This is a genomic window from Pseudomonas sp. P1_F1_2 (assembly GCF_056405815.1).
This window is the reverse complement of sequence record NZ_JBFUBK010000081.1, coordinates 1-19,921: the sequence shown is the minus strand read 5'-3', so window position 1 is coordinate 19,921 and position 19,921 is coordinate 1. Positions and strand designations below refer to the sequence as shown.

Below are 19,921 nucleotides of genomic sequence, written 5' to 3'. Positions count from 1 at the left end.
CCGCTTCGGCAGGGACGCGAAGCGTTCCGGGCTGCATTCCCACGCAGAGCGTGGGAACGATCAGTTAAAACCTCAGAAGAAACTCAGCCCCACATGGAACAGCTTCTCCACATCGCGAATATGCTTTTTATCCACAAGGAACAAAATCACATGGTCGCCCGTTTCAATCACGGTGTTGTCATGCGCGATGATCACTTCTTCATCACGAATAATCGCGCCGATGGTGGTGCCCGGCGGCAAACCGATGTTCTCGATGGCCTTGCCGATCACCTTGCTCGATTTCGCATCACCGTGGGCAATCGCTTCAATCGCCTCTGCCGCGCCCCGGCGCAATGAGTGCACGCTGACGATATCGCCGCGGCGCACGTGGGCCAGCAACGTGCCGATGGTCGCCAATTGCGGGCTGATGGCGATGTCGATGTCACCGCCCTGAATCAGGTCCACATACGCCGGGTTGTTGATGATGGTCATCACCTTCTTCGCGCCCAGGCGCTTGGCCAGCAACGAGGACATGATGTTGGCTTCGTCATCGTTGGTCAGGGCCAGGAAGATATCGGCGTCGGCGATGTTCTCTTCCATCAACAAGTCGCGGTCGGAGGCACTGCCCTGCAACACCACGGTGCTGTCGAGGGTGTCCGAGAGATGACGGCAGCGTGCCGGGTTCATCTCGATGATTTTCACCTGATAACGGCTTTCGATGGCCTCGGCCAGGCGCTCGCCGATCTGCCCGCCCCCGGCAATCACGATGCGTTTGTAGGTTTCATCCAACCGGCGCATTTCGCTCATCACGGCGCGAATATTCGCCTTGGCCGCGATGAAAAACACTTCGTCGTCCGCCTCGATGACTGTATCGCCCTGCGGCAGGATCGGCCGGTCACGGCGGAAAATCGCAGCGACACGGGTTTCGACATTCGGCATGTGTTCGCGCAATTGCCGCAGTTGCTGACCCACCAGCGGCCCGCCGTAATACGCCTTCACGGCCACCAATTGTGCTTTGCCTTCGGCGAAGTCGATCACCTGCAAGGCGCCTGGATGCTGGATCAGGCGCTTGATGTAGTTGGTCACCACTTGTTCGGGACTGATCAGCACATCCACCGGGATCGCGTCGTTGTCGAACAACTCGTCGGCGCGCGTAAGGTAGGAGGCTTCGCGTACGCGAGCGATCTTGGTCGGCGTATGAAACAGCGTGTGCGCGACCTGACAGGCAACCATGTTGGTTTCATCGCTGTTGGTCACGGCCACCAGCATGTCGGCATCGTCTGCGCCGGCCTGGCGCAGTACCGTCGGCAGCGAGCCGCGGCCGTGCACCGTGCGGATGTCCAGGCGATCACCGAGGTCGCGCAAGCGTTCGCCGTCGGTGTCGACCACCGTGATGTCATTGGCTTCGCTCGCCAAATGTTCTGCCAGCGAACCACCGACCTGCCCTGCACCGAGGATGATGATTTTCATCCAGTCACTCCATTAAATCCGTTTAACCGCGCGCAGCGGCAATCTTGATCAGCTTGGCGTAGTAGAACCCGTCGTGCCCGCCTTCCTGGGCCAGCAACTGGCGACCGTGAGGTTGCTTGATGCCAGCGGCAGTGGCGAGGTCCAGCTCTCGGGCGCCCGGCGTACGGGCGAGGAAGGCTTCGATGACTTCAGTGTTTTCGGTCGGCAGTGTGGAACAGGTGGCGTACAGCAGAATGCCACCCACTTCCAGAGTTATCCACAGGGCGTCGAGCAGTTCACCTTGCAGTACCGCCAGCGCGGCGATGTCGTCGGGTTGGCGAGTCAACTTGATGTCCGGATGACGACGGATGACCCCCGTCGCCGAGCACGGCGCGTCCAGCAGGATGCGTTGAAACGGTTTGCCATCCCACCAGGTGGCGGTGTCACGGCCATCGGCGGCGATCAGCTCGGCGCTGAGTTTCAGGCGTTCGAGGTTTTCCCGCACCCGCACCAGACGCTTGGCTTCAAGGTCCACCGCTACCACGCCCRCCAGCTTCGGTTCGGCTTCAAGGATGTGGCAGGTCTTGCCGCCCGGTGCGCAGCAAGCGTCCAGTACCCGTTGGCCCGGCGCCAGATCGAGCAGGTCGGCAGCCAGTTGCGCCGCTTCATCCTGCACGCTGATCCAGCCTTCGGCGAACCCCGGCAGGCTGCGCACATCGGCGGCGGACTCCAGGATGATGCCGTCCTGACTGTACACGCACGGCGTCGCGGCGATCCCGGCTTCGGTCAGCAACCCAAGGTAAGCATCGCGAGTGTGATGACGACGGTTGACCCGCAGAATCATCGGTGGATGCGCATTGTTCGCCGCGCAAATGGCTTCCCATTGCTGCGGCCAGAACGCTTTCAGAGACTTTTGCAGCCAGCGCGGGTGGGCGGTGCGCACCACCGGGTCGTGCTCCAGCTCGGCCAGCAACGCTTCGCTTTCCCGCTGGGCGCGGCGCAGCACAGCATTGAGCAAGGCTTTGGCCCAAGGCTTCTTCAACTTGTCGGCGCAACCGACCGTTTCACCGATGGCGGCGTGGGCCGGAACGCGGGTGTAGAGCAGTTGATAGAGGCCGACCAGCAACAGCGCCTCGACGTCGGCATCCGCAGCCTTGAAGGGTTTTTGCAGCAACTTGGCCGCCAGCGCCGACAAACGCGGCTGCCAGCGCGCGGTGCCGAACGCCAGGTCCTGGGTGAAACCGCGGTCGCGGTCTTCCACCTTGTCCATTTGCGTGGGCAGAGAACTGTTGAGTGAGGCTTTTCCGTTAAGAACAGCGGCAAGTGCCTTGGCGGCGGCCAGGCGCGGGTTCATTGAGCGTCCGCCGTGTGACCGAGCACGGTGCCGACCGCGAATTTCTCACGACGGCTGTTGAACAAGTCGCTGAAGTTCAGTGCCTTGCCGCCGGGCAATTGCAGACGGCTCAGGCACAACGCCTGCTCACCGCACGCGACGATCAGACCGTCCTTGCTGGCGCTGAGAATTTCCCCTGGCGCGCCCTTTCCTTCAGCGAGGCTCGCGGCCAGCACTTTCAGCGCTTCGCCGTTCAGTGTGCTGTGGGTAATCGGCCATGGGTTGAAGGCGCGGACCAGACGTTCAAGCTCGATGGCCGGACGGCTCCAGTCGATGCGCGCTTCATCCTTGTTCAATTTGTGTGCGTAAGTGGCGAGGCTGTCGTCCTGCACTTCGACTTCCAACGTGCCCGCTGCGAGGCCGGCAATGGCTTGAATCACGGCCGGTGGGCCCAGTTCCGCCAGACGGTCGTGGAGGCTACCACCGGTGTCTTCAGCGGTGATCGGTGTGGTGACTTTCAGCAGCATCGGGCCAGTGTCCAGGCCCAGTTCCATGCGCATCACGGTCACGCCACTTTCAGCATCGCCTGCTTCGACGGCGCGCTGGATCGGCGCCGCCCCGCGCCAGCGTGGCAGCAGCGAGGCGTGGCTGTTGATGCAACCCAGGCGCGGAATATCCAGCACCACTTGCGGCAGGATCAGGCCGTAGGCGACCACCACCAGCAAGTCCGGCTTGAGCGCGGCCAGTTCAGCCTGAGCCTCTTCGTTGCGCAGGGTTGGCGGTTGCAACACCGGGATGTTGTTTTCCTGAGCCAACTGTTTGACCGGGCTAGGCATCAGCTTTTGCCCACGGCCCGCCGGACGGTCCGGCTGGGTGTAAACCGCGACGATCTCATAAGGGCTGTCAAGCAGGGCCTTGAGGTGTTCGGCGGCGAATTCCGGGGTGCCGGCAAAGACGATGCGCAGTGGCTCAGTCATATAGAAGGTCTCGCAAAAGAAAAAGGCTTGCCGCAGCAAGCCTTTGAAAGGAGGGCATCAAGCGTTCTGGCGATGGAGCTTTTCCAGTTTCTTCTTGATTCGGTCGCGTTTGAGACTGGACAGATAGTCGACGAACAATTTGCCGTTCAGGTGGTCGCATTCATGCTGGATGCACACCGCGAGCAGGCCTTCGGCGATCAGTTCGTAAGGCTGGCCGTCGCGGTCCAGGGCCTTGATCTTGACCTTCTGCGGGCGATCGACGTTTTCGTAGAAGCCCGGCACCGAGAGACAGCCTTCCTGATACTGCTCCATCTCGTCAGTCAGGGTTTCGAACTCGGGGTTGATGAACACCCGTGGTTCGGTGCGGTCTTCGGAGAGGTCCATCACCACGATGCGTTTGTGCACGTTGACCTGGGTCGCGGCGAGGCCGATGCCTGGCGCTTCATACATTGTTTCAAACATGTCATCGACCAACTGACGCACTTCGTCGTCCACTACGGCCACAGGTTTGGCGATAGTGCGCAGGCGCGAATCGGGGAATTCGAGGATGTTTAAAATGGCCATAAGCTCAATTGCTGCACGTGTGAGGGAAGTCGGGTCGATGGCCTGGCGGGTCCGAAGATGCAGGCTACCGTTGTAAAACGTAGCTCTCTTTTTCTGTTCAGGAAAGAAAAAGGGAGCGAGCCACGAAGGCTCTGGCGTTTTACGCGAACGCACATAATAAAGGGATTCACCGCATGAGGAAATCACTACTCGCCTTGCTCCTTCTGGCCTCGGCCGGTTTGGCGCACGGGCAAGTGCAACTCAAGGAAGGTTTTCCACAGCAATACACAGTGGTTGCGGGGGACACACTCTGGGACATCTCGGGAAAATTTCTGCGCCAGCCGTGGCAATGGCCCGAGCTGTGGCAGGTTAATCCGCAAATCGAAAACCCCAATCTGATATTCCCCGGCGACTCACTGTCGCTGGTCTACGTCAACGGCCAGCCCCGTCTGACCCTCAATCGCGGGGCATCGCGCGGCACCATCAAACTCTCGCCACAGGTGCGCAGCTCGCCAGTGGCCGAGGCCATCCCGAGCATTGCGCTGCGATCGATCAACAGCTTTCTGTTGAGCAACCGCATCGTCGACAAGGTCGAGGATTTCGACAAGGCGCCTTACATCGTCGCCGGCGATGCGGAGCGCGTGCTCAGCGGCATGGGCGACCGCATCTTCGCCCGTGGCCACTTTGACCCGAACCAGCCGGTCTACGGCATTTTCCGCCAAGGCAAGGTCTACACCGATCCCGAGAGCAAGGAGTTCCTGGGGATCAACGCCGACGACATCGGCGGCGGCGAAATTGTCGCCACCGAAGGCGACGTCGCGACATTGGCGCTACAACGCACGACTCAAGAGGTGCGTCTCGGTGACCGCTTGTTCAGTGGCGAAGAACGCTCGATCAACTCGACCTTTATGCCCAGTGCACCGAAAACCCAGGTCAACGGGGTGATCATCGATGTGCCGCGAGGGGTGACGCAGATTGGCGCGCTGGACGTGGTCACGCTGAACAAGGGGCAACGTGATGGCCTGGCCGAAGGCAACGTGCTGGTGGTGATGAAAACCGGCGAAACCGTACGCGACCGGATCACCGGTCAGCCACTGAAAATTCCCGATGAGCGCGCCGGTCTGCTGATGGTTTTCCGCACTTACGACAAGCTCAGCTACGGGCTTGTGCTCAACGCTTCGCGCTCACTGGCCGTCATGGACAAGGTGCGAAATCCTTAACCTGCTCCACAAGTTACCAACAGAGTTATCCACAGCTTATTCCCGTTTCGACGGGGCTCATAACGATCAAGGATGATCCATGTCGCTGCCTGCTGTTACACCGGTGTCCCCTGCGGAGCTGGAAGCTCGTTTACGTTTGCACCGTTTGCCTGAACTCGGCCCGGCGCGTTTCAAAAAACTGCTCGAAGCCTTCGGCTCGGCCTCAAAAGCCATCAGCGCGCCGGCCAGTGCCTGGCGTTCGCTGGGCTTGCCATTGGCGTGCGCCGAAGCTCGCCGTACCAATGAAGTACGTGATGGCGCCAGCCACGCATTGGCCTGGCTAGAGCGTCCAGGCCAGCATTTATTGATGTGGGACCAACCTGACTACCCGGCGCTGCTCGCAGAAATCAGTGATGCGCCGCCATTGTTGTTCGTTGCAGGTGATCCCGGGATTCTGGAGAAACCGCAGCTGGCGATGGTCGGCAGTCGTCGCGCCTCGCGTCCGGGCATGGACACCGCCGCCGCGTTTTCCCGCAGCCTGGCGGGGGCCGGTTTTGTCATCACCAGCGGTCTGGCACTGGGTATTGATGCCGCCGCGCATCAAGCCGCTCTGGATGTGGGCGGGCGAACGGTCGGGGTGCTTGGCACGGGACTTGAAAAGTTTTATCCACAGCGCAACAGACGTCTGGCTGACGCCATGATTGCGTCGGGGAGCGCAGTGCTTTCGGAGTTCCCGCTGGACGCCGGCCCTACCGCCAGCAACTTCCCCCGGCGCAATCGAATTATCAGCGGTTTGTCGCTCGGCGTGCTGGTGGTCGAGGCCAGCGTTGCCAGTGGTTCGTTGATTACGGCGAGACTGGCAGGGGAGCAAGGTCGGGAGGTTTATGCGATTCCCGGGTCGATTCATCACCCAGGCGCCAAGGGCTGCCATCGGCTGATCCGTGACGGTGCGATACTGGTGGAAACTGTCGAACATATCCTCGAAGCCTTGCGTGGCTGGCAGCGGTTGCCGTTATCCAGCGAGAAACCCTCGGTGACCCATCCGTTGCTCATACTGTTGCACGCCGCGCCGCACACCAGTGAGGCGTTGTCCGTCTCCAGTGGCTGGGCGTTGTCCAAAGTGCTGGCCGCGCTGACGGAGCTGGAGATGGACGGTCGCGCAATCTGCGAAAGCGGGCGTTGGTTTGCGCGGGTGAGCTAGGTTTTATAAGGAAGATCGGTAAACTGCGCAGAGCCTTATTCTGGAGAGTTTTTCATGGTCAACAGTTGGCGTGTGCAACAAGCCGCGCAAGCCGTTCGCGCAGGGGCGGTCATTGCCTATCCGACCGAAGCGGTCTGGGGGCTGGGTTGCGATCCGTGGGACGAAGAAGCGGTGTATCGTCTGCTGATGCTCAAGGGTCGGTCTATGGAGAAGGGCCTGATTCTGGTAGCCGACAACATTCGTCAGTTCGACTTCCTCTTCGAAGACTTCCCGGAACTGTGGATGGACCGCATGGCCAGTACCTGGCCGGGGCCTAACACCTGGCTGGTGCCGCATCAGAATCTGTTGCCGCAGTGGATCACCGGAGTGCATGAAACCGTTGCGTTGCGGGTCAGCGATCATCCGCTGGTGCGGGATTTATGCGCCATTGTCGGGCCGTTGGTGTCGACTTCGGCCAACCCGCAGGGACGGCCGGCGGCGCGCACGCGGCTTCGCGTGGAGCAGTATTTCCGCGGAGAGCTGGATTTGGTGTTGGGCGGGAATCTGGGGGGGCGCAAGAACCCGAGCGTGATTCGAGACCTCGCGACCGGGCACGTTGTGCGCCCGGACTAAGATCGCGTCATCGCTCATCGCGGGCAAGCCCGATCCCACAAGGTTTCGGTCGTTCACATAAGTTGTGTACGACTCGGACCTGTGGGAGCGGGCTTGCCCGCGATGAGGTCCTGACTGACATCGAATGTCTTATGGCCGCAGCACTATCGAACCCGTCGTACGCCGCGCCGACAATTCGGTCTGCGCCTTCGCCGCGTCTTCCAAGGCAAACGTCTGGCTGATGTCCACCTTCAGCTTCCCGCTGATGATCATCTCGAACAGTTCATCGGCCATGCGCTGCAAGTTCTCGGCATTGTTGGCATAAGTCGCCAGCGTTGGCCGGGTCACGTACAGCGAACCCTTCGCCGCCAAAATCCCCAGGTTCACCCCGTCCACCGCGCCGGACGCATTGCCGAAGCTCACCACCAACCCCCTCGGCGAAACGCTATCGAGCGATGTCAGCCAGGTGTCTTTGCCGACACCGTCATACGCCACCGGTACTTTCTTCCCGTCAGTCAGTTCCAGCACGCGTTGTGCGACGTTTTCATGGCTGTAATCGATGGTCGCCCAAGCGCCATTGGCCTTGGCGAGCGCGGCTTTCTCAGGCGAGCTGACCGTACCGATCAACTTCACGCCCAACGCCTTCGCCCATTGGCAAGCCAGGGAGCCTACGCCACCGGCGGCAGCGTGGAACAAAATGGTTTCGCCACCCTTGAGTTCATAGGTCTGACGCAGCAGGTACTGCACGGTCAGGCCCTTGAGCATGACCCCGGCCGCCGTTTCGAAGCTGATGGCGTCCGGCAGAAGCACCAGATTGGCCTCGGGCAACACATGAACGTCGCTGTAGGCGCCCAACGGACCGCTGCCGTAAGCCACGCGATCACCAACCTTGAAACGTGTGACTTCGCTGCCCACCGCCTCGACCACGCCCGCGCCTTCCGAGCCCACACCTGACGGCAGCGCGGGGGGCGCATAGAGGCCGCTGCGGTAATAGGTATCGATGAAATTCAGGCCGATGGCCTTGTTGGTGACGCGGACCTGATGCGGGCCGGGCTCGGCGGGTTGGTAATCGACATACTCGAGCACTTCGGGGCCGCCATGGGCGCGGAACTGGATACGCTTGGCCATCAGAACTCTCCTTAGGTCTTAGCTACTGGGGTTGTAGCGCGAAGCGCCCTATCGAACTCCTAACCCTGATCTTCGTCAACTGCGGCAGGCCTGTCTGCGATGTTATGCTACGCGCCCATTTGCGCCGGTCCCCGCTCTGATGGAGCGCCGCGTAGTTTTGCCCGATTCAAGGTGATGACATGACGACCCGCACCGAGGCCGTAAAAGCCTACCTGCTCGACCTGCAAGACCGCATTTGCGCGGCCCTCGAAGCTGAAGACGGCGGCACACGCTTCGTCGAAGACGCCTGGACCCGGCCTGCCGGTGGCGGCGGTCGCACGCGAGTGATCGAAAACGGTGCAGTGATTGAAAAGGGTGGTGTCAACTTTTCCCACGTTTTCGGCAGCGGTCTCCCGCCTTCTGCCAGCGCTCATCGGCCAGAACTGGCCGGGCGTGGCTTTGAAGCCCTCGGCGTGTCGCTGGTGATTCATCCGCACAACCCGCACGTACCCACTTCCCACGCCAACGTGCGCTTTTTCATCGCTGAAAAAGAAGGTGAAGAACCGGTCTGGTGGTTCGGCGGCGGCTTCGACCTGACCCCTTATTACGGCAATGAAGACGATTGCGTGCATTGGCACCGCGTCGCCGAGCAGGCCTGCGCACCGTTCGGCCCGGACGTCTATTCGCGCTACAAAGCCTGGTGCGACAGCTATTTCCACATCAAGCATCGTCACGAGCCGCGCGGCATCGGCGGCCTGTTCTTCGATGACTTGAACGAGTGGGACTTCGATACCAGCTTCGCGTTCATGCGCGCCATCGGTGATGCGTACATCGACGCTTATCTGCCGATCGTGCAGCGCCGCAAACACGATGCGTTCACCGCCAGGCAACGTGAATTCCAGGAGTTCCGTCGTGGCCGTTACGTTGAGTTCAACCTGGTCTACGACCGTGGCACCTTGTTCGGCCTGCAATCGGGCGGGCGTACCGAGTCGATCCTCATGTCCCTGCCGCCGCAAGTGCGCTGGGGCTATGACTGGAAAGCCGAACCAGGCAGCGAAGAAGCCCGCCTGACCGAGTACTTCCTGCAAGACCGCGATTGGTTGGCCGAGGCCTGAACGAGGAGTTCTTATGGACCGTTACGTTGTATTCGGTAACCCGATTGGCCATAGCAAGTCGCCTCTGATCCATCGCCTGTTCGCCGAGCAGACCGCGCAAAAGCTGGACTACAACACGCTGCTGGCGCCACTTGACGACTTCTCCACCTGCGCCCGGACATTTTTCCTCGAAGGTCGCGGCGCCAACGTGACCGTACCGTTCAAAGAAGAGGCTTATCGGCTGGCGAATAGCCTGACGGCGCGGGCACAGCGGGCCGGTGCGGTAAACACCCTGAGCAAACTCGCCGATGGCAGCCTGCTGGGCGATAACACCGACGGCGCCGGGCTGGTGCGGGACCTGACGGTCAACGCCAGTTTCAGCCTCAAGGGCAAACGCATCCTGTTGCTGGGGGCGGGTGGCGCAGTGCGCGGCGCTCTGGAACCGTTGCTGGCCGAACAACCGGCCTCCTTGGTGATCGCCAACCGCACCGTGGAAAAAGCCGAGTTACTGGCGGAGTTGTTCGCAGACCTGGGCCCGGTCTCGGCCAGTAGTTTCGACTGGTTGAAAGAGTCGGTGGACCTGATCATCAATGCGACGTCGGCGAGCCTGTCGGGTGACGTGCCGCCGATTGCCGGCAGCTTGATCGAGCCGGGCAAAACCGTTTGCTACGACATGATGTATGGCAAGGAGCCGACTTCGTTCTGCCGTTGGGCCACGGAGCATGGCGCGGCGGTGTCGATGGATGGTTTGGGCATGCTCGCTGAACAGGCGGCAGAAGCCTTCTTCCTGTGGCGCGGTGTGCGCCCGGATACGGCGCCAGTGCTGGCCGAACTGCGCCGCCAGCTCGCCATATAACTTTGTAGGAGCAAGGCTTGCCCGCGATTCAGGCGCCGCGGTGTCTCAGGCATACCGCGTTATCGTTTATCGCGGGCAAGCCTTGCTCCTACAAAGGCGTGTTTCAGTCTTCAAACCGGATCGGGCACTTGTCGGCCCCTTCCAGCTTCCTCAATTCGTCCACCACCTGCGGCCGCGCGCGTCGCAGGGTCAGGCTGCGATCCTGCTTGAGCAGCCGCCGCGCTTCCTGATGCAGCATTTCCACCCCTGAGTAATCGATGAAGTTGATCTGCTGCGCCTCGATCACGACGCGCGCACCGTGCAGACGTTGCAGGCGCACTTGCAGGTAATGGCTGGCGCCGAAAAAAATCGAACCGCCCACCCGCAGAATGTCTTCATCCCCATCGCGCGAATGCTGCACGCGCGGTTGCGAGGTGCGTTTGAGGTAGAAGAACAACGAGGCGAGCACCCCGGCATAAATCGCCGTCTGCAACTCCAGCAGCAAAGTGGCGACACAGGTCAGGGCCATGACCGCGAATTCGGCACGGCTGACGCGCAACAGGGCACGAATCCCGCGATGGTCCACCAATCCCCAGGCGATCAGCAAAATGCTGCCGGCCATGGCCGGGATCGGGATGTGGGCGATCAACCCGGCGCCGAAGATGGCGAACAGCGCGACCCACACCGCCGAGAACACCCCGGCCATGGGTGAGCAGGCGCCGGCTTCATAGCTCAGGCCCGAGCGGGTGAAGGAGCCGGCGGACAGCGAACCGGAAAAAAACGCACCGACAATGTTGGACAAGCCCTGGGCGCGAACTTCTTGATTGGCGTCGAGCAACTGCTGGGAGCGGGCCGACAACGAGCGGGCAATCGACAGGCTGGTCACCAGCCCCAGCATGCCCACCGCCACTGCGCTCGGCAGCAAACGCAGGATAAGGTCCAGATCCAGCGGCAGGGGGCTCAAGGGTGGCAAGCGCCCGACAAATGCGCTGACCAATTTCACATGGCCGAACATGGAGGGCCATAGCCACACCAGCAGCCCGGCGAGGACCAGCGTGATCAACAGCGTCGGCCAGCGAGGCAGCAATGATTTCAGCACCGCGCCGACAACAACCGTCGCCAGCCCCAGCGCCAACGACGGTTTATCCAGGGCGCCGAGGTGCTTGAACAGCATCAGGAAACTGTCGAGCGCCGTGGCCTGGCTGGGCAAGTCCAGGCCCAACAGGTTCGGCAACTGGCCGATGGCAATTACCACCGCCGCACCGAGGGTGAAACCCAGCACCACGGAATGCGAGACAAAATTCACCAAGGCGCCGAAACGTAACAGGCCCAACAGCCACTGGAAAACGCCGGCCAGGAGTGTCAGCAGCAAAATCAGCGTGATGTAGTCCTGTGACGCGGGGACGGCCAGAGGACTGACGCTGGCGAACAGGACAATGGAGATCGCCGCTGTAGGACCGCAGATCAAATGCCACGAGGAACCCCACAGGCAGGCGATCAACACGGGGATGATGGCCGCGTACAACCCGTATTCAGGTGGGAGACCGGCGATCAGTGCGTAGGCAATGGACTGCGGCAACGCGAGAATCGCGCCGCTGAGGCCGACGATCAGGTCACGACCAACGCTGGCGCGGGTTTGCCGGGGCAACCAACTGAGAAAGGGAAAGAGTGAATGGCGGCTGGGGAAGGCCATGGGTCCTCTCGGGTGGGTTTTTGCGCAAGGGTAGCAGGACTAGCCGCCGATCGTTCCCACGCTCCGCGTGGGAACGCCGCCATGGACGCTCTGCGTCCGCTTGGAGATGTGACGCGGAGCGTCACGGGATGCATTCCCACGCAGAGCGTGGGAACGATCGGTGGCGGGGGTTCAGAGTTTGGCTTTCACCGCCGGCAACGCATCCTTGCCATCGGCGGTTTTCACGCCATCGAGCCATTTATCCAGCACCGCTGGATTGGCCTTGATCCACGCCTTGACCGCCTCCGCATTGCTGACCTTCTTGTTCACCACCTCGGCCATGATGCTGTTCTCCATGTCCTGGGTGAAGCTCAGGTTGGTCAGCAACTTACCCACATTCGGACAGGCTTCGGCGTAGCCCTTGCGGGTCAGGGTATGGACGCTGCCGGTGTCACCGAAATACTTTTCGCCACCCTTGAGGTAGTGCATTTTCAACTGCACGTTCATCGGGTGCGGGGTCCAGCCGAGGAAGGTCACGAATTTCTGCTTTTTCRCGGCGCGAGACACTTCGGCCAGCATCGCCTGCTCGCTGGACTCCACCAGTTTCCATTGGCCCATGTCGAAATCATTCTTCTTGATGATTTCCTGTAGCGAGATGTTCGCCGGGGCGCCGGAGCCAATGCCGTAGATTTTATGGTCGAACTTGTCGGCGTATTTGTTCAGGTCGGCAAAGTTATGCACACCCGCGTCCCACACATAATCCGGAACCGCGAGGGTAAATTCGGTGCCGTCGAGGTTTTTCGCCAATTGCGTGACATCGCCGGTGGCCACGAACTTGTCGTAAAAACCCTGCTGGGCCGGCATCCAGTTACCCAGGAACACATCGACCTGGCCATCCTTCAGGCCGCCGAAGGTGATGGGCACCGCGAGGGTGTCGACTTTTGCCTTGTAGCCCATGCCATCCAGCAAAAACCCGGTGATGGCGTTGGTCGCGGCGATGTCGCTCCAGCCTGGGTCGGCCATTTTTACCGTCTCGCAACTCTGATCGGCGAACGCCGATGCACTGCCCAGAGCCAGCAGCCCGACCGTCAGTGCTGTGGATAACTTTTGCATGGACTTCCCCTTGAGATTATTGGTTTTGGCAGGGTTGTGGATAACGTGCTTTGCGCTCCAGATCATCGAGGTCGATGTGGTTGCGCATGTACTGCTGACTGGCGTCGACCAGCGGCTGGTGATCCCAGCTCTTCAGCTTGCCGAGGGTCAGCGCATCGGCAACGAAACGCCGGCGTCGCTGGCTGGCGAGCACCTGTTGGTGAATCGCCGGGATGTTCCATTTGGCCCGGGCTTCGGCAAGAAATTCTTCGAAAAGCGAACGATGTTGTGGTGACTGGCTGAGTTCTTCCTGTTCTCGCGGATCGTTGTGTACGTCGAAGAGCAGGCAAGGGTCGTCTTCGCTGTAGATGAATTTGTAGGCGCCGCGACGGATCATCATCAATGGACTGATGGTGCCTTCGGCCATGTATTCGCCGAACACTTCGTCGTGACCGCCCTGCCCTTGCAGGTGCGAAACCAGCGAACGACCGTCCAGCGGCAAGCCAGGTTCCAGTGAGCCGCCAGCCAGTTCTACGAAGGTGGGCAGCAGATCGGCGGTGGAAACAGCCGCGCTGACTCGCCCTGGCCCGAACTGCCCTGGCGCATTGATCAGCAGCGGTACTCGCGCAGCCATTTCGTACCAGTGCATTTTGTACCAGAGCCCGCGTTCGCCGAGCATGTCGCCATGGTCACCGGAGAAGACAATAATCGTGTCATCGATCAGCCCTGTTTCTTCAAGCGTTTGCAGGAGTTTGCCGACGTTGCTGTCGATATAGCTGCAAGCACCAAAGTAGGCGCGGCGCGCATCGCGAATTTTATCCACAGGCAATGGCTTGTCCCACAGGTCGTAAACCTTGAGCAAGCGCTGGGCGTGCGGATCGAGTTCTGTCTGCGCCGGTGTTTCGGGCAGCGGGATGTCGGCGTCGTCGTACATATCCCAAAAAGCCTTGGGAATCGTGTACGGATCGTGTGGGTGGGTCATCGAAACGGTCAGGCAGAACGGTTGGTCGCCGTCTTCGCGGATGTGGTCGAACAAGTATTGCTGGGCCTTGAACACCACTTCCTCATCGAAATCCAGCTGATTGGTGCGCACGCACGGCCCGGCTTGCAGCACCGACGACATGTTGTGATACCAGCTCGGACGCACGTCCGGTTCATCCCAATTCACTGCCCAGCCGTAATCAGCCGGGTAAATATCGCTGGTCAGGCGCTCTTCGTAGCCGTGGAGTTGGTCCGGGCCGCAAAAGTGCATTTTGCCGGACAGCGCCGTGCGATAACCGAGTCGACGCAGGTAGTGGGCATAGGTCGGCACATCGGCGGGGAAATCGGCCGCGTTGTCGTAGGCGCCGATCTTGCTCGGCAACTGGCCGCTGACCAGGGTAAAACGCGATGGTGCGCACAGGGGGCTGTTGCAATAGGCGGCATCGAACACCACGCCTTCGGCGGCGAGGCGGCTCAGGTTCGGCAGTTTGATGGGCGAAGGACCGTAGAACGGCAACATTGGCGCGGCCATTTGATCGGCCATGATGAAAAGAATGTTCTTGCGCTTCATGTGATCGCGGCATTCCATAGTGAATATTTATGCGAGAGTGCTGCGATCGAGCATGTAACCCACGCACATTGTGGTAAAGCCCACGCCAGGCAATGACTAGGATTAGCACAGCTTATGTATGACGCCCTTGGTGACTTGTCGTTGGACCTGCTGCGGGCCTTTGAAGCGGCGGCCCGCCATCGCAGCTTTACCGCTGCGGCGGTGGAGCTTGGCACGACGCAGCCGGCGGTCAGCCAGCAGATCAAACGGTTGGAGGAGCAACTCGCCACGCGGCTGTTCGACCGCATCTACCGAGGTATCGAACTGACCGAGGCCGGGGCCATACTTTTTGATCAGGTTCAGCTCGGTTTGCAGAATATCGACGCAGGATTGAGCGCAATCAGCGCACAACAGCAACATGAAGTGTTGCAAGTGGCGACCGACTTTGCCTTCGCCGCGTACTGGCTGATGCCACGTCTGCACCGCTTCCATGCCGCCAATCCGCACGTCGATGTGAGCCTGGTCACCAGCGAGCGCAGTCACAACATGCTGCGCACGGATATCGATGTGGCGGTGTTGTTTGGCGATGGGCGTTTCAAACAGGGTGAAAGCCATTGGCTGTTCAGCGAAGAAGTCTTTCCGGTGTGCAGCCCGCTGTTGCTCAAGGATCGGCCCCTGCCCTTGCCGGTCAAGTCGCTGCTGGAATTTCCCTTGCTGCACTTGCGGGGAGAACACAGCAGCAACTGGTTCGACTGGAGCGGTGTATTTCGTCAATTGGGGATAACTTCGGCGCCGGCGCCGGGGCAACTGCGCTTCGACAATTACACGCTGCTGATTCAAGCGGCGATTGGCGGCCAGGGCGTGGCGATCGGCTGGCGGCACCTTGTGGATAACTTGCTGGCGCAGGGTTTGTTGTGTCGTCCCGTCGCGGAATCGGCGATGTCCAGCCTCGGCTATTACGTGGTCGTGCCCCAGCGCAAACGGCGCGGGGCGTTGATTCACCAGTTTGTGGACTGGTTGATGGCCGAGCAGGCCAGCAGCGCGCAATCGCTCAATGGCCTGGCGCTGCCTTCCATCGCTATTTAGGATCGGTGGCGATGAAGTTCACGTGTTCACGGATGTGCAGGTTCAGCTTTAGCTCATCGGCGATGCCCACCGCGACCCGGTTCAGACGCTCCAGCGGTTCGGCCAGCCCCGGCTCCAGATGGCTGGAGACATGGCTGAAATGTTCGATGCTCAACCCGGGCACCCCGCGTGGCGCATTCACCAGGGTCCACTTCAAGGCACTGGCTTGTAGCGACTCGCGGATTTCTTCGGCGGCGTGGAGTTGCAGCTGATCCTCTGTTTCTGAATCATCCAGCACTTCAAAATCGCCCACCAGAAACAGCCGGTGCACCCCGGCGGCTTGCATGCCGTCGATCAGTGCATCCACCGCCAGCACTTGTTCGACCGGGCCCACCACGATGGTTTTTTCCACGTATTCGCTGTTGAAAGGCAACCCGGGTGCGTCTAACAGGCAGATGACGGCCGAGCAGCCCGCCACACTTTGTTTAACGCGTTGTGCCTCGAACAGGTCGCCGGTTTTAGTTCGAAGGCCCGGGCGCGGCGCCAGCGCCGTCAGGTCATCCAGAATGGCGATCACTTCATGTTGGCGGCGCAGCATTTGCGCAATCAGCGCACTGCCCAAGCTACTCATGGCACCATAAAGCACTACTTTGACCACCGGGGTTTCCGCGTTTTTCATGGCTGAGACTCCTCCTCCATTGAGTATATGACGTGTGACCTGCGGGGATCGTCGAGGGTTCGAACAGGATTTGAGGGATTCAGATGCAACCGATCAAGGGTTATCACGCCCACGTTTATTTCGATGCCGGGACGGTCGACCAGGCACGGGCCTTGTGCGAGCAGGCGGCGCAGTTGTTCCCGCTGAAGATGGGCCGCGTGCATGAACGGCTGGTCGGCCCGCACCCGGACTGGAGCTGCCAATTGGCGTTCGGCCCCGAACTCATCGGCGATGTATTGCCGTGGCTGGCCCTCAACCGCAAGGGGTTGGTGGTGTTCCTGCACCCGGACACCGGCGACGACTTGCTCGACCACACCGAGCACGCGATCTGGATGGGTGCAATCCGGCCGCTGGATCTGTCTATTTTTTGATCAGAGGCTTTCTTCGGCTTCGCCCGGCAAGTGCTCGTCCAGGTGCAACCAGGGCAAGCGGCTGTCCATCCAGATATGCCGCTCGGCCGGGGCCTGCTCCGGGTGGTCGAGGGTGGCGATGGTCAAGTCGATGTTCTGCGGGCTGAGACGGGTCATAAACGCGAGTTGCGCCCCACAATTCGGGCAGAAGTAACGTACGCCGGTTGTTGAAGAATCGTACTGCGTCGGTGTGCCTTTCACCCATTCAAACGCCGATGTCGGCACAGTGATCCAGGTGGTCACGATCCCGCCGCTGACCCTTCGGCAAATCGAACAATGACAGTGGGCGATGTCGTGCAGCGGCCCGCTGAATTGGTAGCGTATGTGTCCGCAGTGGCATCCGCCTGTATGAATTTCACCCATATTTCGCCTCCTGCCCCGTATTCAGGGGCTTTGAACCCGTCCGACGACCGGTCGCACATCCGCGCAAAGCTTTCATCGGCGAAAGCTGGCTGAAAGCTTCCCCGATTAGGATCGCCCCACTGCCGGCAACAGACCGGTTGGCCAATGAGTGTTTTATCGCTCGCACGGCCCATTTAACAACAACAATGGTGATCCTGATGTTCTCTGCTACCCGCCGCTTCGCTGTCACTCCGTCCGTACGCCTCGTGCTCCCCGTTCTGCGCTGACCCCACCCGGTTCGCCCATTTCCCCTCGCCGCGCTACGCCTGGAGTATTCCCATGCTGACTTTCCTTGGCTTTGCCATGGTCATCACGTTCATGTTCCTGATCATGACCAAGCGCCTGTCSGCGCTGATCGCCCTGATCATCRTSCCSATCCTSTTCGCCCTGTTCGGCGGTTTYGCACCGAAGATCGGTCCGATGATGCTCGAAGGCATCACCAAGCTCGCGCCGACCGGTGTGATGCTGATGTTCGCCATTCTGTACTTCGCCCTGATGATCGACTCCGGCCTGTTCGACCCGGCCGTGCGCAAGATCCTCAAACTGGTCAAGGGCGACCCGTTGAAAGTTTCGGTCGGCACCGCCGTTCTGGCGCTCGTTGTTTCCCTCGATGGTGACGGCGCGACCACTTATATGATCTGCGTGGCCGCGATGCTGCCGCTCTACAGCCGCATCGGCATGAGCCCGCGGATCATGGCCGGTCTGATCATCCTCGCTGGTGGCGTGATGAACATGACCCCGTGGGGTGGCCCGACTGCCCGTGCGGCCAGTGCACTGCATGTGGACCCGTCCGATATTTTCGTACCGATGATTCCAGCCATGCTGGCCGGTGTGGTGGCGATCCTGGCGATTGCCTACTTCTACGGTAAGCGTGAGCGTGCTCGCCTGGGTGAGTTGCACCTGATCGGCGATGAAATCGACCACAGTGAAATCAGCGTTTCGCAGTTCCCGGATGCGCGTCGTCCGAAGCTGATCTGGTTCAACGGCCTCCTGACCCTGGCGCTGATGTGCACCCTGATCGCCGGCCTGTTGCCGCTGCCGGTGCTGTTCATGGTGGCGTTCAGTATCGCGATGATCGTTAACTACCCATGTCTGCAACAGCAGAAGGATCGCATTGCGGCCCACGCTGGTAGCGTTCTATCGGTGGTCGGCCTGATCTTCGCGGCCGGTATCTTTACCGGTATCCTGACCGGCACCGGTATGGTCGATGCGATGTCCAAGAGCCTGTTGGCGGTCATCCCTGAATTCCTCGGTCCGTACCTGGCAGTCATTACTGCGCTGGTGAGCATGCCGTTCACGTTTTTCATGTCGAACGACGCATTTTATTACGGCGTGTTACCAGTACTTGCCGAAGCCGCCAGTCATTACGGTATAACCGCAGTTGAAATGGCACGTGCCTCGATCGTCGGTCAGCCCGTCCACTTGCTGAGCCCGCTGGTACCATCGACCTACTTGTTGGTGGCACTGGCCGGTATCGAATTCGGTGACCATCAGCGCTTTACCCTGAAATGGGCAGTGTTGGTGTGCATGTGCATACTGGTTGCAGCGTTGCTGATGGGGATCTTTCCGCTCTTCAGCACTCTATAAGCCCAAGACTCACCACAACGGGTCCCGGCTTCGCGGTTTGAAGCCTGGGCCCGTTGCGGTTTAACAATCGCTCAAAGGAATACACATGGAATGGCTGACCAACCCTGAAATCTGGGTTGCCTTCTTCACCCTGACCGCCCTGGAAATCGTCCTGGGCATCGATAACATCATCATGATTTCGATCCTGGTCAGCCGCATGCCCAAGCACATGCAGGCGCGCACCCGGATTTTCGGTCTGGCGCTGGCCATGATCACGCGGATCCTGTTGCTGCTGTCGATCACTTGGGTCATGCGCCTAACGGCGGACCTGTTCGTGGTGTTTGGCCAGGGCATTTCCGGCCGCGACCTGATTCTGTTCTTCGGTGGTCTGTTCCTCCTGTGGAAGAGCTCGCAAGAGATGTACCACGCGCTGGAAGGCGAAGACGAAACCAACGAGGAACCGAGCGGCAAGGGCGGCAACTTCCTCTACACCATCGTGCAGATCGCGATCATCGACATCGTGTTCTCGCTGGATTCGGTGATCACCGCTGTCGGCATGGTCTCCCATGTTCCGGTCATGGTCGCGGCGATCGTCGTTGCCGTACTGGTGATGATGTGGGCTTCCGGCACCATCAGCGAGTTCATCGACAAACACCCGTCGCTGAAAATGCTGGCGCTGTCGTTCCTGTTGATCGTCGGTACCGTGCTGATTGCCGAGTCCCTGGACGTACACGTACCAAAAGGCTACGTCTACTTCGCCATGGCGTTCTCGCTGGCGGTTGAAGCGATCAACATCAAGATGCGCACCGCGATTGCGAAAAAGAAGAAGCAGCAAGATCCGGTGAAACTGCGTAAGGACATTCCGGGCCAATAACCCGATTGTCATGCGATAGAAAAAGGGGCCTTCGCAGACTGTGTGAAAACCTAGCAATCTGCGCAAAGCTCAAAGAAAATGCTCCGTATCGAAAGATACGGAGCATTTTTCGTTATGGCTTACATCCAAGGTGAGTCCCGTAGCCAGACCAGTCTGTTCCCGGTCTCGCTGGAAGAACTGATCCCCGAGGATCATCTCGTTCGGGTTATTGACCTGTACGTCGCCAAGCTGGATCTGGTGCAACTGGGCTTTGATAAAGCGCTGCCCAAAAGCACAGGTCGTC

Annotated in this window: 19 protein-coding genes and 1 pseudogene; 10 read left to right on the top strand and 10 right to left on the bottom strand. The window is 60.2% G+C overall.

Going from position 1 to position 19,921, the window contains the following annotated elements:
• Positions 1-72: 72 nt before the first annotated feature.
• The 4 genes from trkA to def are packed head-to-tail and all read right to left on the bottom strand — an operon-like array spanning position 73 to position 4,302.
• Positions 73-1,449: a Trk system potassium transporter TrkA gene (gene trkA, locus AC1D2P_RS21670; protein ID WP_077430976.1), complete on the bottom strand. Its 1,377-nt coding sequence runs from the start codon at positions 1,447-1,449 to the stop codon at positions 73-75.
• Positions 1,450-1,471: 22 nt separating this feature from the next.
• Positions 1,472-2,782: a 16S rRNA (cytosine(967)-C(5))-methyltransferase RsmB gene (gene rsmB / locus AC1D2P_RS21665; protein WP_477811583.1), complete on the bottom strand. Its 1,311-nt coding sequence runs from the start codon at positions 2,780-2,782 to the stop codon at positions 1,472-1,474.
• Positions 2,779-3,738, bottom strand: coding sequence for a methionyl-tRNA formyltransferase (fmt, locus tag AC1D2P_RS21660; protein ID WP_109786872.1), 960 nt, complete (start codon positions 3,736-3,738; stop codon positions 2,779-2,781). Before fmt ends, rsmB begins: the two co-directional genes overlap by 4 nt.
• Positions 3,739-3,795: 57 nt before the next feature.
• Positions 3,796-4,302 (bottom strand): peptide deformylase, encoded by a 507-nt coding sequence (gene def / locus AC1D2P_RS21655; RefSeq protein WP_046030998.1) that lies wholly within the window; start codon positions 4,300-4,302, stop codon positions 3,796-3,798.
• 173 nt (positions 4,303-4,475) lie between these two features.
• Between def and AC1D2P_RS21650 the strand changes: the two genes are divergently transcribed.
• The 3 genes from AC1D2P_RS21650 (at position 4,476) to tsaC (ending at position 7,293) form a co-directional block, all read left to right on the top strand.
• The gene (locus AC1D2P_RS21650; protein WP_046031000.1) at positions 4,476-5,501 is read left to right on the top strand and encodes a LysM peptidoglycan-binding domain-containing protein; all 1,026 of its coding nucleotides are present in this window, start codon (positions 4,476-4,478) and stop codon (positions 5,499-5,501) included.
• Between the two features lie 79 nt (positions 5,502-5,580).
• A complete protein-coding gene (dprA, locus tag AC1D2P_RS21645) occupies positions 5,581-6,681 on the top strand; it encodes a DNA-processing protein DprA (protein ID WP_109786873.1) in 1,101 nt (366 codons plus the stop codon).
• 54 nt (positions 6,682-6,735) lie between these two features.
• Positions 6,736-7,293 carry an L-threonylcarbamoyladenylate synthase type 1 TsaC gene (gene tsaC / locus AC1D2P_RS21640; protein WP_109786874.1) on the top strand — a complete coding sequence of 186 codons (558 nt, stop codon included), beginning with the start codon at positions 6,736-6,738 and terminating at the stop codon, positions 7,291-7,293.
• 129 nt (positions 7,294-7,422) lie between these two features.
• Here tsaC and AC1D2P_RS21635 read toward each other — a convergent pair whose 3' ends face one another.
• Entirely contained in the window at positions 7,423-8,400 is a 978-nt protein-coding gene (locus AC1D2P_RS21635; protein ID WP_109786875.1) for an NADPH:quinone reductase, read from the bottom strand.
• Between the two features lie 179 nt (positions 8,401-8,579).
• Here AC1D2P_RS21635 and hemF point away from each other — a divergent pair, with 179 nt between their 5' ends.
• Positions 8,580-9,494 (top strand): oxygen-dependent coproporphyrinogen oxidase, encoded by a 915-nt coding sequence (gene hemF / locus AC1D2P_RS21630; RefSeq protein WP_109786876.1) that lies wholly within the window; start codon positions 8,580-8,582, stop codon positions 9,492-9,494.
• Positions 9,495-9,507: 13 nt separating this feature from the next.
• Complete coding sequence (gene aroE, locus AC1D2P_RS21625) at positions 9,508-10,329, top strand: shikimate dehydrogenase (RefSeq protein ID WP_109786877.1); 822 nt, start codon at positions 9,508-9,510, stop codon at positions 10,327-10,329.
• 103 nt (positions 10,330-10,432) lie between these two features.
• Here aroE and AC1D2P_RS21620 read toward each other — a convergent pair whose 3' ends face one another.
• From AC1D2P_RS21620 to betC, 3 genes are all read right to left on the bottom strand, one after another.
• A complete protein-coding gene (locus AC1D2P_RS21620; RefSeq protein WP_077430974.1) occupies positions 10,433-12,001 on the bottom strand; it encodes a SulP family inorganic anion transporter in 1,569 nt (522 codons plus the stop codon).
• 171 nt (positions 12,002-12,172) lie between these two features.
• Positions 12,173-13,093, bottom strand: a complete 921-nt coding sequence (gene choX / locus AC1D2P_RS21615) for a choline ABC transporter substrate-binding protein (protein WP_477811582.1) — start codon at positions 13,091-13,093, stop codon at positions 12,173-12,175.
• Between the two features lie 16 nt (positions 13,094-13,109).
• The gene (betC, locus tag AC1D2P_RS21610) at positions 13,110-14,624 is read right to left on the bottom strand and encodes a choline-sulfatase (RefSeq protein WP_223522369.1); all 1,515 of its coding nucleotides are present in this window, start codon (positions 14,622-14,624) and stop codon (positions 13,110-13,112) included.
• Positions 14,625-14,738: 114 nt separating this feature from the next.
• On the opposite strand from betC, the gene AC1D2P_RS21605 reads away from it, so the two are divergent.
• Positions 14,739-15,689, top strand: coding sequence for a choline sulfate utilization transcriptional regulator (locus tag AC1D2P_RS21605; protein ID WP_109786879.1), 951 nt, complete (start codon positions 14,739-14,741; stop codon positions 15,687-15,689).
• Here the strand turns inward: AC1D2P_RS21605 and AC1D2P_RS21600 are convergent.
• Positions 15,682-16,347 carry an NAD(P)-dependent oxidoreductase gene (locus AC1D2P_RS21600; protein WP_046031025.1) on the bottom strand — a complete coding sequence of 222 codons (666 nt, stop codon included), beginning with the start codon at positions 16,345-16,347 and terminating at the stop codon, positions 15,682-15,684. The genes AC1D2P_RS21605 and AC1D2P_RS21600 overlap by 8 nt on opposite strands.
• 83 nt (positions 16,348-16,430) lie before the next feature.
• Here AC1D2P_RS21600 and AC1D2P_RS21595 point away from each other — a divergent pair, with 83 nt between their 5' ends.
• The gene (locus AC1D2P_RS21595) at positions 16,431-16,757 is read left to right on the top strand and encodes a DOPA 4,5-dioxygenase family protein (RefSeq protein ID WP_046031026.1); all 327 of its coding nucleotides are present in this window, start codon (positions 16,431-16,433) and stop codon (positions 16,755-16,757) included.
• On the opposite strand, the gene AC1D2P_RS21590 is transcribed toward AC1D2P_RS21595, so the two are convergent.
• Complete coding sequence (locus AC1D2P_RS21590; protein WP_109786880.1) at positions 16,758-17,159, bottom strand: GFA family protein; 402 nt, start codon at positions 17,157-17,159, stop codon at positions 16,758-16,760.
• 318 nt (positions 17,160-17,477) lie between these two features.
• On the opposite strand from AC1D2P_RS21590, the gene AC1D2P_RS21585 reads away from it, so the two are divergent.
• From AC1D2P_RS21585 to AC1D2P_RS21575, 3 genes and pseudogenes are all read left to right on the top strand, one after another.
• Positions 17,478-18,785, top strand: coding sequence for a CitMHS family transporter (locus tag AC1D2P_RS21585; protein ID WP_477811581.1), 1,308 nt, complete (start codon positions 17,478-17,480; stop codon positions 18,783-18,785).
• An 85-nt stretch (positions 18,786-18,870) separates the two neighbouring features.
• A complete protein-coding gene (locus AC1D2P_RS21580; protein ID WP_046031033.1) occupies positions 18,871-19,638 on the top strand; it encodes a TerC family protein in 768 nt (255 codons plus the stop codon).
• A gap of 114 nt (positions 19,639-19,752) precedes the next feature.
• Positions 19,753-19,921, top strand: a pseudogene (locus tag AC1D2P_RS21575) (IS5/IS1182 family transposase); the annotation flags it as partial.